The sequence below is a fragment of the Laspinema sp. D2d genome (assembly GCF_025370755.1).
Classification (GTDB): Bacteria; Cyanobacteriota; Cyanobacteriia; order Cyanobacteriales; family Laspinemataceae; genus Laspinema.
The window spans coordinates 13,273-28,785 of the sequence record NZ_JAMXFC010000042.1 but is presented as its reverse complement, the minus strand read 5'-3'; the positions used below and the strand labels follow the sequence as shown (position 1 = coordinate 28,785).

9 protein-coding genes are annotated in these 15,513 nt (G+C 48.7%); 5 read left to right on the top strand and 4 right to left on the bottom strand.

All coding sequences use genetic code 11. The features are described from left to right. Positions 1-7: 7 nt before the first annotated feature. The 3 genes from NG796_RS22400 (at position 8) to NG796_RS22390 (ending at position 3,602) form a co-directional block, all read left to right on the top strand. Positions 8-952: an NAD(P)H-dependent glycerol-3-phosphate dehydrogenase gene (locus NG796_RS22400; RefSeq protein WP_261209362.1), complete on the top strand. Its 945-nt coding sequence runs from the start codon at positions 8-10 to the stop codon at positions 950-952. A 435-nt stretch (positions 953-1,387) separates the two neighbouring features. Beyond that, entirely contained in the window at positions 1,388-2,644 is a 1,257-nt protein-coding gene (gene sigC, locus NG796_RS22395) for an RNA polymerase sigma factor SigC (RefSeq protein ID WP_261209361.1), read from the top strand. A 502-nt stretch (positions 2,645-3,146) separates the two neighbouring features. Beyond that, complete coding sequence (locus NG796_RS22390; RefSeq protein ID WP_261209360.1) at positions 3,147-3,602, top strand: Fur family transcriptional regulator; 456 nt, start codon at positions 3,147-3,149, stop codon at positions 3,600-3,602. A gap of 38 nt (positions 3,603-3,640) precedes the next feature. Here NG796_RS22390 and NG796_RS22385 read toward each other — a convergent pair whose 3' ends face one another. Both NG796_RS22385 and NG796_RS22380 read right to left on the bottom strand, forming a co-directional pair. Beyond that, positions 3,641-4,738 (bottom strand): peptidoglycan-binding domain-containing protein, encoded by a 1,098-nt coding sequence (locus tag NG796_RS22385; protein WP_261209359.1) that lies wholly within the window; start codon positions 4,736-4,738, stop codon positions 3,641-3,643. A 310-nt stretch (positions 4,739-5,048) separates the two neighbouring features. Beyond that, positions 5,049-6,194: a hybrid sensor histidine kinase/response regulator gene (locus NG796_RS22380; protein WP_261209358.1), complete on the bottom strand. Its 1,146-nt coding sequence runs from the start codon at positions 6,192-6,194 to the stop codon at positions 5,049-5,051. A gap of 693 nt (positions 6,195-6,887) precedes the next feature. Between NG796_RS22380 and NG796_RS22375 the strand changes: the two genes are divergently transcribed. Then, complete coding sequence (locus NG796_RS22375; RefSeq protein WP_261209357.1) at positions 6,888-7,415, top strand: orange carotenoid protein N-terminal domain-containing protein; 528 nt, start codon at positions 6,888-6,890, stop codon at positions 7,413-7,415. A gap of 334 nt (positions 7,416-7,749) precedes the next feature. On the opposite strand, the gene NG796_RS22370 is transcribed toward NG796_RS22375, so the two are convergent. Beyond that, positions 7,750-12,822, bottom strand: a complete 5,073-nt coding sequence (locus tag NG796_RS22370; protein WP_261209356.1) for a PAS domain S-box protein — start codon at positions 12,820-12,822, stop codon at positions 7,750-7,752. Positions 12,823-13,113: 291 nt separating this feature from the next. Then, the gene (locus NG796_RS22365) at positions 13,114-13,374 is read right to left on the bottom strand and encodes a hypothetical protein (protein ID WP_261209355.1); all 261 of its coding nucleotides are present in this window, start codon (positions 13,372-13,374) and stop codon (positions 13,114-13,116) included. A 1,104-nt stretch (positions 13,375-14,478) separates the two neighbouring features. On the opposite strand from NG796_RS22365, the gene NG796_RS22360 reads away from it, so the two are divergent. Next, complete coding sequence (locus tag NG796_RS22360; protein WP_261209354.1) at positions 14,479-15,204, top strand: response regulator transcription factor; 726 nt, start codon at positions 14,479-14,481, stop codon at positions 15,202-15,204. The last annotated feature ends 309 nt before the right edge of the window (positions 15,205-15,513 follow it).

Here is a 15,513-nt window from a genome sequence, read left to right as displayed (position 1 = left end):
AAAACTGATGGATAATATGCCGACTTTCCCCGCCACGAAACCTCAGACCCTCGGAATTTTGGGGGCTGGGGTTTGGGGGCGGACTTTGGGACAGTTAGTGACCCAAAATGGTCATCAGGTGGAATATTGGTCTCGCAGTGGCGATCGCAGCTTAGAGGAGATTGTCACCGGCGCAAATATTCTCCTGTCTGCGGTATCCATGAAAGGCGTAGCTTCAGTTTTGTCCCAAGTTAAAGCCATTGGTCTTGCATCGGATACCATTATCGTCACGGCAACCAAAGGATTGGATCCGCAGACGACGGCAACGGCAGCCCAACTTTGGCAACAGGCATTTCCCGATCGCCCGGTGGTAGTTTTAGCGGGACCGAATCTCTCCAAGGAAATTCAACAGGGATTACCTGCCGCAACGGTGGTGGCGAGTCACGATGAAACTGCCGCTAGTTTGGTACAAGCCGTTTTTTCTTCCAGCAACTTTCGGGTTTATACCAATCCGGACCCCTTGGGAGTCGAACTCGGAGGGACCCTGAAAAATGTCATGGCGATCGCCTCTGGGGTGTGTGATGGTCTGCAACTAGGTACTAATGCTAAAGCCGCTTTACTCACCCGAGGACTGACTGAAATCATTCGCATTGGTACCCATTGGGGTGCCCAAATCGAAACCTTTTATGGATTGTCAGGACTTGGTGACTTACTAGCGACTTGTAACAGCCCCCTGAGCCGCAATTATCAAGTTGGCTATCAACTGGCGCAAGGCAAGACCCTGACTGAGATTCTCCCGAATTTAGAAGGGACGGCGGAAGGGGTGAATACGACTCAGGTGTTAATTCAACGGGCTAAAAGCTTGGAGATTTCCGTTCCAATTTCTTATCAGGTCCATCAGTTACTCGAAGGCCAAATTACCCCAAAAGATGCGGTTGAAGCCTTGATGCTGCGGGATATCAAGCCCGAGTAATGTCTCTGACTTTGAGTAATGGGCAACTTAATCGGCGATTTTGTGATCTCAATTCTAGCCCCCCGTGATCCGGAACGGTGGCGATCGGTGATGAAAATTAACGAAGGGGCTGATAGAAGTCACCTCAACTTGAGGTAATACTTTCTATACTTGCAAGTAGGGTTCAGGGAAAGGAATTTTTCTGTTTTCTCCAAAACCCTGCTGTTTGATGTAAAATATTGCGAATTCAGGAACGGTGAATTCACTGAACAGGGGCAGCCTTGTTCATGCAATTAAACCGTTAAATCCCTTAAGTAACTCACCTAATAACTGATAGTAACGTTATGTAACGGAACGGTCAGATGTGACAGGAAGTCTGATATCGAGGGAATATTGATAACAAAGCAGTCAAGAACCGCGAACCACCGATCACCTGGAGACGCTGAGAAGATCACCATGCCAGGAATTTCTCTTTACCCTAATACAGAAGACGATAATCCATTATTGCCCTCCGACTTCGAGCTTGATGCTCCCGAGGACAATGAGATAGACCTGAGCTCCGATCCGTTTGCAGTCGAACTGGAAATGGAGGAAGTGGACACCGTTGAAATCTCTCAAGCCCCCACTCGTCGTACCACTGACCTGGTTCGGTTATACCTCCAGGAAATTGGCCGCGTGCGGTTGCTGGGGCGAGAAGAAGAGGTTGTAGAAGCCCAGAAAGTGCAGCGCTATATGCAGATCAAAGAGATGCGTGATGCTGCCGCTACTGAGGAAAATCCAGAACTGCAACGGTATGTTCGCCTCGTGGACACCCGCGATCGCCTCGCCTCCCTCTTAGGACATCGACCGTCCTTAGAACGGTGGGCCGCAGAAGCCGGAGAGCAAGTCAGCGACCTTAAGCCGATTTTAGCGGTCGGGAAACGCCAATGGGCGGCCCTTGCCTCTATGACGGTGGAGCAACTGGAACGCACCCAATCTGAAGGAATTAGCGCCAAGGAACACATGATTGAGGCCAACCTTCGTTTGGTGGTTTCTGTGGCGAAGAAGTATCAAAACCGAGGGTTAGAGCTCTTGGATTTAGTCCAAGAAGGAACCTTGGGTTTAGAACGGGCAGTGGATAAGTTCGATCCAACCAAAGGGTATCGATTTAGCACCTATGCTTACTGGTGGATTCGTCAAGGGATTACCCGGGCGATCGCCACCCAAAGTCGCACCATTCGCTTGCCGGTTCATATTACCGAAAAGCTCAATAAAATTAAAAAAGCCCAGCGGAAGTTATCCCAAGAAAAAGGCCGAACGGCCAGCATTGAAGATGTTGCCCAGGAATTAGAAATGACTCCGGCACAAGTCCGGGAAGTGTTATTGCGCGTTCCTCGGTCTGTCTCTTTGGAAACGAAGGTGGGCAAGGAAAAAGATACGGAACTGGGAGATTTACTCGAAACCGATGATATCTCTCCCGAAGAAAAGTTGATGCAAGAAGCCTTGCATCGGGAATTACATCACCTCCTGGCAGATTTAACCAGTCGAGAACGGGATGTAATTGGAATGCGGTTTGGCTTGACGGATGGACATCCCTACTCCTTAGCAGAAATTGGTCGTGCTCTGGATCTGTCTCGGGAACGAGTCCGTCAAATTGAGTCCAAGGCCCTCCAAAAGTTGCGGCAGCCGAAGCGACGCAACCGCGTCCGAGATTACCTGGAATTGTTAAGTTAGAGGGAAACGCTCATCGCTTCAAAGGAGTTGTTCAACTCCAATCAGGCAATAGCGCGATCGCCTCATCGGTCAGGGTGGTTGGTGGATACTCAAACAACTTTATCCCCCGCGACTGCTATCCCAAGGGGGACTATCTACTGCATAAGATTGCGATCGCCTTTCATAAGTCTGGAAGGCGATTTTTGCGCCTAGGGGTACGCGGTTTAAAAATTGTTACAAAACTTAAAACTCTGACCGCTAAAAATTCGTAGACTGCCCTCAGAGTGGGGATTTTATACCCGGTGTCACCCCAATCCACCTGAGTGATTAACCAGGATTCCTCATTGCCCCTATTTACTTCAATAATACCAGAAGGGTTAGCCCTTATAGCCTTGAGCGATTCGAGAGAGCCTAAGTGAGTAGGTGCTAATAATTGTCAATAAGCCAGCTTTGTTGCAAATTCTCAATTTATTGTGTATCCTTCTCAATAAAGAGGGTTTCTTGAGAAGAGAAGAAGATTGCTATGTCTTTCTACACAGCGTCCTCGCTTAAAGCTGAATTAAACGAACGGGGTTGGCGCTTAACCCCGCAACGAGAAACGATTTTACAAGTGTTTCAAAACCTTCCGAAAGGTGAACATCTGAGTGCTGAAGACCTCTACGAACTGTTACAAGAGGAAGGAGAGGGAATCAGTTTATCTACCATCTATCGTACGGTCAAATTAATGGCGAGGATGGGAATTTTACGTGAATTAGAGTTAGCAGAAGGACATAAACATTACGAAATCAATCAACCCTATCCCCATCATCATCACCATTTAATTTGTGTGAGATGTAACAAAACCATTGAATTTAAAAGCGACTCCATCTTAAAAGTTGGGATTAAAACCACCACCAAAGAAGGATACCATTTGCTCGATTGTCAACTGACCATCCATGCGGTTTGTCCCACCTGCCAGCGCGCCTTGCTACCCGTTTAGGGGCAGAACTCAACCGTTCTACCCCCTCTGACTAATAACTAGAAATAAGCTACGCGAGTATCGATGAGTCCGCGTTGTTTTAAAATTTTAGCGCGGGTTTCAGCCACCTCCCGGCGCAGATAGGAACCAGCATGAATGTAATTCCCCAATCGGTTCTCAGCCTCAAATGCATCGGGAAAAATTTCCCGGACTGCGCTGAGGGAAAAATTACTGCGTTTAGGAACTACTACTATATAAAACTTGCGATCCAACGCTTGACGAGTGTCTGTACTAGCAACCCCAGTGGGAGGTAACCCAAAACTTAATTGAAACTGTTTGAGGGCTTCTTCCGTGCGGGGGCCGAAAGTACCATCGGCAGTCCCGATCGCATAGCCTGCGGTAATTAACCGTTCTTGAAGAGATTTCACCGCAATACCGCGATCGCCGAGCTTCAAATTTCCCGTCGCGATCGGGGTTACAGGTTGCCAGGATGGAGCCGCCGAAATCAACCCTAATTGTCGGTCTAAGACCCCACGAGTCGTCGGTCCCACCTGACCTGTCTGCTGGAGAGCAAATGCCTGTTGGAAGCGTAAAACCGCTTGTTGGGTCTCAAAATCAAACTGACCTGTAGCGCTACGATTCAAATACCCTAACTGTCGTAGCTCGTCCTGGAGGGCGCTCACCTGTAAACCCGAGTCTCCAAAACCGAGCACTTGATTGGTCGTTCCGACCTGGGTCACTTGACCAAAACTGGGAGCGGGTCGTAATAGTCGCTCGATCGCCGTTAACGTCTCAGGATCAACTCTCCCCGTCACCGGCAGGCTATTATCACGCTGAAAACTGTTCACCGCTTGCTCAGTTAGCTCACCATAAAACCCTGTTGGCTCCGTATTCAGATAGCCTAACTGTTGTAAGCGGACTTGGAGCGATCGCACCGCTTCACTCTCATCCCCTCGTTGGTAGGCCAAAACCTGGGTTGCCATGCTCAGGAGTGCCACAGTCACCGCCACAGAGAACCAGCGAATCAACCCAGCATTAGAGAATTTTTTCCCCTGGAATCCTGCAAAAAATTTTCTCAACCCGGGAACCAGAGGCTCTAAGGGAGCGGGAGGGGCATCATAGACGAGGGATAATTGAAGATAGGCAAAAGTTTCCATAGTGGTATCGTTCAGGTGGAGTCAAAATACATCTGCCACCGTTATAGCAGCTTTTATCCACCCCGGGTATTTTCCATACCCCATTCCAACCGGATTCCCGGGGTTCATGCCCGGAGATTTCTCCCTTTCCTACTCCAAATAGCCGTTAAGACCGATCGCCACCTTTCCCCTCTTTCTGATTCTTGAATCTTCTCTGGATCACAGATGTTAGATACCTGTAATGATCACCCTTGAATTTGCCCTGAAATTTGCCCTGAAATTGACACCCTAAGCTTAAGAAGGTTTAAGCAACCATCACCCCTGAATGGGGTCAATTTTTCCAAGCTGGTAAGCGTACACTAAAGACGCTCCCTTTGCCTAAGACTGACTTGACATCAATCGTTCCATTATGGGCTTCGGTAATTCGTTTACACAGGTGCAGACCCAAACCGCTTCCCGATCGCTTATGCTTACCGGGCAGAAATCTTTCAAACAAGCGCGTTTGATCCGCCTCACTAATCCCAGCACCATTATCGACCACCGCGATCGCAATCCAGTTGGGACCCCCGGAATTTTTACGAGTCTCATCTTCCGTGATGCGAATCTCGATCATGCCATTGTCCGTAAACTTAATCGCATTCCCCACTAAATTAGTCATGAGACGACGCAGTTCTAGGCGATCGCCTCGGACGAACCCCGAAGTTTTACCGGATCCATTGACCGCCGTCCCATACTTGATCTTGATTTCGGTTTCTTTTTCCTGGGCGATCGGCATCAGTTCATCAATAATTTCCTGAATCAATTGCGGCATATCCACCAACGAGAAATTCAGGTTTTTGCGATCGGCTTCGTAGCGATACACCTCCAGCAACGTATTCACCATTTTCAACAGATTTTGGTTACTGCGCACCATTGTGGTGAAGACTTCTTCCATCTGAGGGGTGATCGGTCCGAGGGCTTCTTGTTTAAGTAGATTCAACATTCGATCCGCCGCCACTAACGGAGTCCGCAAATCATGGGTCAGCCTAGATACGAAATCCTCGCGCTGACGGGCAATTTCATCCCGCTCATCTACACTATGCTTGAGGCGCAACAAACTCCGGACCCGCGCTAAGAGTTCATCGAGTTCCACAGGTTTGCGGATAAAATCATCGGCCCCGAGATCTAATCCTTCCACTACACTGGGTTGATCGTGAGCAGTGATCAGCAAAATGGGAATAAAGGGCAATTTTTTGTTATCGCGAATCCGCCGGGTGACTTCATAGCCATCCATTCCCGGCATCATAATATCCAGCAATACCAAGTCGGGGGGTGATTCATGAATTTGTGCTAAAGCGGCATAGCCACTTTCTGCCTGAGTGATGTCATATCCCTCTTCTTCCAAAATTGTCTTGACAAGCAAGACATTATCGGGAGAGTCATCGACAACTAGGATGCGGTCTGTTTTGGGGCTTTGAAGCAAGGAGGGATCGCTCATTTATTTATAAAAATTGGACTTGGCTCACAGAAGCAGTTTGGGTGGTAAGAAAATTCTCTCACCCTAACGCTTTTGATGGTCTCGCTCTTTAGACGGATTTTATCGGATTTTGCTTAGGGTATGGTGTTGCCTACCCGATATTTCTAGTGGTTGTCTTGGATTTTAAGCGGTTCGTAGTGGGATAAGAGGGGGGTAAACTGTTGCTACTTATAGTTCTACGTCTTATTAGAAATCTCAGAGTTGCACCCAGCGGGGTCTAAATTTCCAGGGGCACAGCGATCGCCGATTATCTCCTGTTTTTTTGATGGGGACCCCACCCCGAGAACCCCTCAGAATTTTCTCCGGCTAAAGCAATAAGCCGGTAAAGGGGCAACGTTGGGGTTTTGGAATCTCTGGGGATCAGGGAGCAACAATGTCGGCAATGAAACCCTAGCGATCGCTACGGGTTTTTCTATCCAATGAAATAATTTAGGGAAAAATTATAGCTGTGGGTTATTTCTGTAGATAGATGAAATAATTTTTCAGCTTTAAAACACAGTTTTCTTTTCAATGAAACCCAGTAAACCTCTGTCTAAAGATATAAAAATAATAAATTAATAAAACTGAAGTTCATCAAGAGACAGATTGACAGTTAACCTAAAGATTTGTAACACTGAGTTTAGTCCAACTTGATAGAAAAAAGAAAACTTCTTTATGACTGCTAATTTGACAGGAAAAAGCCAAATTCGTTCCCAAGATACTCAAAACATCGTTAATGATTTTGAAACATTGAGTACCGATGATAAATTGGCTGTGCTGTACTGGATTTACGAAAAAATGGGAGATTCCATTACTCCCGCAGCACCCGGGGCAGCAGAACCCAATATTGCACCCATGCTGATGGATGACTACTATGACCTCTCTGACGATGAGCAACTTCAGATTATGAGGGATATTGTAGAGCGGAAAGATACCGTTTATTCCCATGCTTATGGGGCTTTATCTGCTAATAATCAATTAGTCGTCTGGTATGCCTGGGCCGTAGGCATGGGCGATCGCATTGTAGATATGCCTTCCGATTATGAATCTACCCCAGAAACCGATCGCATTCTCGCTGAGATAGAACAGGCAGAATTCGAGGAGCAAATTTCGATTCTACGAGAAATTGCAGGCGGAATGGGCTATACGGTAGTTGGCTCCATCCCCACCCAAGCTGAAACGGGTGTAACCCCCAGCTTATAATTGGGAATGCTCGACCCTAACCCCATAAACTTTGTAGGGACGCACTGCGGTGCGTCCTTTAGTTTGTTGGTTTTTCTTAATAGAATTGTTATATGGAATCCGGGTGGGATAGGTCCTGTCAAAACCCCGCAGAATAAAGCCTGTGGGGTTTTATAGACCGATTAAATCATGAGTTTGATCAGCTTAAAGTATATACTTTTTTTAGGGGTTTGCTAGAGGAGAAGCTTGCTTAAAACTGATCAGTCTTAAGCAAAATTATCCTCCCCTCTTCAATGGTCTTTCTTTCATGTTTTATCTTAGCGATATCTCCAGAGATTGTAAGGAATGGATCGCCCTAATCAAAGTTTGAGATAGCGCAAGGGATTTGAAGCAAGAAAGTCGAACCTTCATTGAGCTGACTTTCTACCGAAATCGTTCCCTTCATGAGGCGAACTAAAGAGTCACAGAGGGCTAACCCTAAGCCCGTGCCAGAATATTCGCGAGTGGTGGTTTGATCGCCTTGGCGGAAGGCTTCAAAAATATGATTAAGCTGTTCGGGAGGGATGCCGATGCCGGTATCTTTGACTCCGATTTCCACCGCATCAGGGGAGGGACTGGAGAGGCACACTTCCACCCCGCCGGAGTTGGTAAATTTAATGGCATTGGAAATCAAATTGGTAACCACCTGGCGCAACCGTAAGCGATCGCCCACAACCCGGGGATTTTCCAACGTGGAATTAAACTGCAAGGTTAAATTCTTCCGTTGGGCAAAAATTCGCAATTCCTCACAAGTTGCACTCACTAATAAATCGACTTCAAACTCTTCTAGCTTCAGTTCAGAATGACCCGCTTCAATTTTAGACAAGTCGAGGATATCATCAATTAAAGCGAGTAAGTGCTTGCCATTATCCAGGATTCGTTCCACCATTTGTTTTTGCTGCGGCGGCAAGGGATGGCGGCGTCCACGCAATAGGACTTGAGAAAAGCCCAAAATTGAATTCATCGGAGTCCGCAGTTCGTGAGACATGGTAGCTAAAAACTCCGATTTGAGGCGAGATGCCTCCCGCAATTGGCAGTTCTGCCGTTCAATCTGCTGACGTTTGGCCTCTAGTTCCTGATTTTGACAAGCCAAGGTATGATTTTGAGCTTGTAACAGTTGATCGCGCTCCTCTAAAATTTCGATAGAGCGAGCATTGTTAATCGCGATCGCCGCTTGTTCGCCCACCGCCGTGACCATTTGACGCAGGTCCTCTACCTCAAAGGCGGCCAAATCTTCCCAATTGCCCACCGCAAGTACCCCCAAGCGCCCTGCTCGTGCCGATTCAATGGGCACCGCATACACACAAGCGGGTAACTCTCCGGGAAGAATTTGGGTCTCCGAATCCGAAGTCAGTCCATCGAGAGAATGGCATCGTAAAAGAGAGTGCCCCGTCTCAAACACTTGAGACAGTAAAGAATCCTTAGTTTTCAAGGGAATTCCGATGGGTAAATTTTGGGTACCTGCGCCCGCAGTTGCCATTAATTCCAGGCGGTTCAGTTGGCGATCGTGAAGGACGATCAGGCAAAACTGGGCCTTGGGAATGGCCTCGCAAACCGCTTCTACCATCAGTTGTAATAACCGGGGTAAATCCGCAATCCGCTGGTTGAGTAAATTTGCCAACTGTTGGAGGGTCCGCAACTGCCGTTGGCGTTCCCCTAAAATGCAAACCGTCTTCCGGAGGTTTTCTCCGGTTTCCCGAGCTTCCCGGTAGAGGAGGGCCTTTTCCAGGGTCATAGCACCCCGCCGTACCAAATCTTCTACCAGAGACAAATCGCTGGGACTATAGGTCGGTTCTTCTTCTAAACGCAGACGGCGAGAACTCGGTTGATTGCCGCGCACGAGGAGAATGGAGCCAAAGGTTCGATCGCCGAACCAGATGGGTAACCAGAGATACGCCTGACAATCGAGCGATCGCAACAGTTCCAGATGTTCGGGATCCTCAGCCACTGCGGCCAGTTCATCATCAGAAATACCAAAACAAAACTCCGCTCCATTCTGCCGTTCTCCCCAGTCTGAGCGCGACTGCGATCGCCGCATTTCGCTGATTCGTTGCAAATAGCTGTACCGACCATCCCCCTCAACGGGGTAACGATTTTGCAAGGCCCAAACCGTCGCTTGTTTCGAGGGGTCGAAACAAGCGACCGTCACACATTTATAGTCTCCTTTTGATGAGCCCAGGGGTCGAGTGTCCGTTTCCATGACATTAATGGCGCACCAATCGGCAAACCGAGGCACCAGCAATCGCGCCAAATTCTCTAGGGTGGTGTGGTAATCCAGGGAGGCGGTAAGTAGGGTCGTTGCTTCCGCTAGAAAGGAGCGGGATTCGGCAATGCGCTGGCGTTCCGTACTCAGGAGGGTCTTAGCTGCCTCCGCCACTTTGCGGGCCAACTGTTCGCGCAGGAGCAATTCATCTTTGAGTTGTCGTGCGTTTTCCAGTTCAAGACTTTGCTTGCGGACTAAGCGCTCTAGGTCATGATTGATCTGGGTAACTTTTTCTTCCTTCTCCTTGCGCGGGGTAATATCCCGGGAAACGGCAATCGCTTCGGATTCCCTTCCTAACCTGGGGTAATGGGCCGATCCCAGGGTCGTTTCCAACCAAATATAGACCCCATTTTTGCGCCGATGACGATAGGTCACGCGATCGCTGGGTGAATCTCCGGTTAAGCGCTCAAAGATGCGGTTGACGGTCATCACATCCTCGGGATGAACAAAGCCATAAATACTTTGTCCTACCAGTTCCTCCGGTTCATATCCCAACAGGGAACGACAGGCGCTAGAGGCATACAGATAGAGTCCTTCGGGACTATGGCGAGCGATTAAATCCTGGGACTGTTCAAGGATGAACTGATAGGTGGGGTCGTTGAGTTCCCTCGGATAGTCTGGAGCTTCTGTAAAATTGTCAATTTCCTGGAGGTAGACAATTACGGTACAGGGATAGCGCTCTTCTTGGTCAAAATCCGTATCAAATAAGGGCTGAAGGTTGAGGGATACCCAGGTGAGGGTATGGTCGGGTTTGCAAATCCCCACAATGGTATTCCATTGCGCTTCTCCGGTGGCAAAGGTCATCGCCACAGGATGGATTTCGCCTTCCACGGGTGAACCGTCGAGGAAGATGCTGGAGTAACCTGCATCTTGATACGAGCGTCCGATTAACTCCCGAACGCTTAAGCCTAAAATTCGTTCTGCACTGGGATTGCAGGTGGTGAGAATCCCCTCGGCATCATAAATGAGAACCCCTTCATCCCCAGGGGTGTGGTGAGACCCTTGGGGATCACCGGATCCCTCGCTGATGGTAGGTTCTGACTGTTGTCCTTTGGAACTACCCCGTTCCATCTCTGTGCGATAGTGAATGCTATCGTGAAGCCGATCGCGATCGCGACGTTGAGAGTTTTTCTGGACCCGGGGATTCTCCGGGACTGGGTTATCCTCGGGGTCGGGGGAGTGGTGGGGTGAGACGGAAGCTCCAAAATACGGTGAAAGACGTTCTGAACACTCGTCTGGGGTTCGTCTGCTGTTGTGGTTCAACGTGAGGGGTTCACTCCCATCCAGAAGGGGAAATTTTTCCATCTGGTTTTGGGGTTGTGAACCCTGAGTTGTTTTGAAAGGGCGGGATAAGCCGGAAGAAACAGACTCCCGGCGATCGCTGGATTTCTTCCCACTGGGGTGCTCAGATGCGGAGGCAGCGGAACGGCGATCGCGGTTGCCGAGGCTATGGCGATCGCTCTGTCTGGCTCCCGTTACCAGCTCTACAGTTGGCTTCTGATATGAGGGATCAAGGCGATCGCTGGGGGTATTTCCCGGACCGGCTGTTGAGTCGTCCCCGCAGTCTGGAGACAGCTGGTCCAGAGTTGCCAGGGTGTCTGAGGCTTGCTGAAGGATTCCTTCTAGCAAACCTAGCTCATAGCTATTCAAAGCCGATCGCCCTTCCGGGACTACAAATAGTAGTCCCCCCTTCTGAGCATCGCGCTTCCCGATCACCGGAAATACCAGTAGAGACCCTAACTCCGTGACTGGGACTTCACCGCCTTCCCTTTCTGGTAAAGCAATGGACCACAGCACCTCGTTCGAGGAAGGCGATCGTCTCGTCTGATCCGGTAAGGCTTTCAGGAGCAAACTTTCTAAGCGTTCCCACAAGGCATCAGCCAGGAGGCGATGACAATTCATCACCCCTTGCAATTCCCCGGACTGGTCCCAAAGAAGACCCGCGATATGATACGGACTAATTAAATCTAGGGTATGGAAGAGTTTGGCGAACTCCTCCTCATGTTCTATTCTCGGCAGTCTTTGAGCCTGAGACTCCTCAAAGGATTCCAGGGCCGTGATCTGGGGATCATGGGGGTGACTCAGGGACCCTCGGCGATCGCTCTCGGTCAGTTGAGCATTGAGCAGCCGAACTTCTTCCTGGGTTTCTGCGTAAAGGGTAAAACAAGCTTGTTCACGCTGTTTCCGTTTCGTAATATCCCGCATTAGGGTCACCGCCCCGACTTTGATGCCTCCCGGGTTAAAAATTGGATTACTATTCGCCAGCATGATCCGGGGTTTTCCCGTTTTAGGGGTGACCACTAATTCTTTTTCTGAGGGGGTTTCCGTTTGGAACGCTTCCCATAAAGGTAACGTTCCTGGGGAAGTGGGCCGGGGGTCTCCAGCCCCTGGGTTGCTGGGGGAATGACCCAGAGAAACCCCACCCTCTGAACGGGAGGGGTTCGGTGTCCCAGAGAGTTGCTCATCAGTTGGAGCAAATTCTGAGGGGTTTTGCGGGGGTTTCTGTTCTATTACTCCATATAATTCTTGGGCCGCCTGATTAAAAATTTGGATCGTTCCTGTGGTATCTCCAGCAATAATCGCCTCGGAGCAAGAAGCAATCAGATTTTCTAAAAATTCCTGTTTTTGTTGGAGTTGGAGTTGGGTTTGTTTTAGGCGATCGATATCTGTAAAAGTTCCCTGCCATCCCACCACTTCCCCTTGTTGATCCACGAGGGGAAGGGCTTGAACCAGCATCCATCGATAGATGCCATCGCGTCCTAACAAGCGCAGTTCCATTTCACAAACCGAAACCCCTAAGCGTTTTTGAGTCCGCTCAGTCGGAGTTTCTTGGGGGGATAATCCAAGGTGCCAAATGGGTCGATCTTCCGGGTGGATGGCTTGTAAAAACTCCCCAGCCAAGGAAACCTCAGAGTCTATCCCTGTATAGGTTTGCCAGATTGGGTTTAATTCAGTCACGGTCCCGATCGCATCTGCTTTCCACAGAATTTGTCCCCCCAGGCCAATCGCTGGATCTGCTTCCCGAGTGGGTAAATCGTTTACCGAGGGTTGCTGCAGTGAGGTGAAAGGCGTTAGATAGTGGCGAGGTCTTCGATTATTAAATTGAGGATTGGTAGGGTTATTCATCTGGGTTGACTCCATCCCGATAGTCATAAAATTGGGTAGTAATTTGTGGGTCTGTTGGAGCGTTTTTGTAAAAGCTTCATCGTAATTAGGCTATTGCTTTTCGGGGTTTTTCAGAATAAAAATCAGGGAAGTTATCGCACTTTAAATAAAAGGTCTTTCGTCCAGAGTAAACCTGGGCAAGAAGAGGGGAATATTGGACCGAAATTGGCTTCAAATTATTCCTACCGTATCAGGTAGTTTAAAGGTTTGACCTGTCCTGTAGGCCGATTTGATAAAATCTTAATAAAAATGTTATAATTGATAGAAACCTAATCCCAGACGGATTTTTGATGCCATTGACCCGCTGCACTCTAGGGGAAGAGGCATCGGGAACAGGGGGCAAGACCCGCTCAGACCGAGGGAAGTTCTGCCGCCACTGCTACTGAGGGAACCGGGGAATCCGAGTCCGAGGAAAGGGAAAAAGTGCGGTGGCGATCGCCCGGGGAGATGCTTACACCCTAGGCGGATGACATTGAACCCCCTGATGATCGCCACCGGCTCAAAAATAGGCATCTTTCTACCGAGGGATAGCACCGGGGTCTGTGGAAACCAACACTCCCTCCCTAATCGCGATCGGTTCGAGGGGCTGCCCCGGGGATAGGCATTGAGCCGTTACTCGGAATAGTTCAAGGGTCCAATTATCCAGCATCTTTAAGAAAGTTGATAAAATCATCAAATGTTAGAGACCTCCGTTGCGTTAATTCTGGAATCCTTTCTCCATTGAGGTTTAAATAATTCAATGGCGATACTTAACACCAAAAAGGACTCAATAACTGTAGTGTTAGATAATATAAATGTATCTGGATCAGGGATTACCCACCTCTATCAATAGGTGGAATTCGCTCTGGGAAACGAATTCATCCAGTCAAAATGTCACCGAGGTATCCCCTGATCCCGGTAAAGGAACCCTAGGGATGAACACTCAGGGATCACTCCCTTTTACCTTTCAATTTAGGGAGGCTACGGGCGTGTAACAGCAATAATTTGGAAACCCCATGTAGGCTTCCCCCGGGGCTGATCGGGATGGACAGACCCATAGCTTAGGCAGACGCAGAATTTTTGCAAGAATCAGGATGGGAAAATGACCGGGGAGGGAAAAGGTCCCCAGAGTGGGAAGCAGTTTGATAAACTGATTTGAGAGACCTCCTTTTTACGGGCATCGGATTGATTTTGGCCCTCTTGGTGATCACAAACGTAGGCCAAGATGGTTAAACTTTTGTTTTCCCTGATGGAAAGTTGTATCAAAAGTCAGCACCCCTGCCCCCGGGAAGGGGCTTCTGGTCATCATCCAGACTTAGATGCTGAAAAAAGCCAATCACCCCGTTACTCAGTACAGACTTGAAGAATAGCCCCTCGGATGCCGGTACAGGATTGGTTAGAAACCCAGTTTTTTAGAAAATCGGTCACCTGAAAAGGCCCAAAAACAATTCAAAAACCGGGTTTCGGGTCTCGGGGATCTATAACTGTAGTAATGGCCGAGTTTAGCGGCTATTGGAGTCGCGGTAGGTGAAGTGGCATCAATGGGTTTCGGAGGGTTCCCGGGATCAGATCCCTGAAAAAACGCTCTATTCTCTAACTTCTCGCTGTAAACGACGGGGTTCAGACCCTTTTTAATAGATGAGTGAAATTCGTGTTGCTTTAGTTGAAGACCATGACCTGACTCGGATAGGAATCCGAACCGCTTTGCAACAATCTGATGGAATCGTGGTGGTGGGCGATGCCGCCAACGGCACATCTGGATTGAAATTGCTGATGGATACAAAACCCGATATTGGGATTGTTGACATTGGGTTACCGGATATTGATGGAATTGAAGTGACCCAGCGACTGCAACAAGCACAAGCGGCCCAAGGACAGAATCCGAAAACCAAAATCTTGATCTTGACCTTTCAGGATAATGAAGATGCGGTTTTGGCGGCATTTGCTGCCGGTGCAGATTCTTACTGCATGAAAGATATTAGCTTTGAGGAATTGCTGGGGGTGGTTCGCCTCACCTATGAAGGTAACTCCTGGATTGATCCGGCGATCGCCGGAATTGTTCTCAAACAGGCCCGCACGACGAATACCCAACCCAGCTTAGGCTCTCAGAAGAAAGAAACGGTAACGATTAAGGCTCCGGAACCGGAATATAGCCAGATTATCGAAGCCTATCCTCTAACGGAACGAGAACTCGAAGTTTTAGAACTGATTGTCCAAGGATACAATAACGCCGAAATTTCCGAAAAGCTGTACATCACAGTGGGTACTGTGAAAACTCACGTTCGGAATATATTAAACAAGCTCTGTGCGAATGACCGGACCCAAGCCGCAGTCTTGGCGTTGCGCTCTGGATTAGTGGGATAAATGGGACGGTTGAGGGGTTGATAGGGAGGGAGTTGAGACTGAGGAAGGGGGAGTTTTTTGGCGATCGCACAGGCTCTTTGAGAACCGGCAGTTCCCCAATCGATCTACCTTCGGATAGAGGTATAACTCCCCAGAGGTCTAGTAAGGTAGAGATATTCATCAGTCAACAACTGAACAGTTTTAATCTTTGGAATATAGCGGTTCAACTGCCTCACGGTGGGCAGGGCGATCGCTGATGCCTTTGACGTCATACAAAATCTGGTTTTCAAAGGTCTATCAAAACCCACACTTTCAAGGGTGGGGCGATAC

Bases quoted from the DNA above. Each gene is read 5' to 3' on its own strand.
- NG796_RS22385 (WP_261209359.1), bottom strand. From the start codon at position 4,738: ATGGAAACTTTTGCCTATCTTCAATTATCCCTCGTCTATGATGCCCCT.
- NG796_RS22365 (WP_261209355.1), bottom strand. From the start codon at position 13,374: ATGCCTATTTTTGAGCCGGTGGCGATCATCAGGGGGTTCAATGTCATC.
- sigC (WP_261209361.1), top strand. From the start codon at position 1,388: ATGCCAGGAATTTCTCTTTACCCTAATACAGAAGACGATAATCCATTA.
- NG796_RS22360 (WP_261209354.1), top strand. From the start codon at position 14,479: ATGAGTGAAATTCGTGTTGCTTTAGTTGAAGACCATGACCTGACTCGG.
- NG796_RS22375 (WP_261209357.1), top strand. From the start codon at position 6,888: ATGACTGCTAATTTGACAGGAAAAAGCCAAATTCGTTCCCAAGATACT.
- NG796_RS22380 (WP_261209358.1), bottom strand. From the start codon at position 6,194: ATGAGCGATCCCTCCTTGCTTCAAAGCCCCAAAACAGACCGCATCCTA.
- NG796_RS22370 (WP_261209356.1), bottom strand. From the start codon at position 12,822: ATGAATAACCCTACCAATCCTCAATTTAATAATCGAAGACCTCGCCAC.
- NG796_RS22400 (WP_261209362.1), top strand. From the start codon at position 8: ATGGATAATATGCCGACTTTCCCCGCCACGAAACCTCAGACCCTCGGA.
- NG796_RS22390 (WP_261209360.1), top strand. From the start codon at position 3,147: ATGTCTTTCTACACAGCGTCCTCGCTTAAAGCTGAATTAAACGAACGG.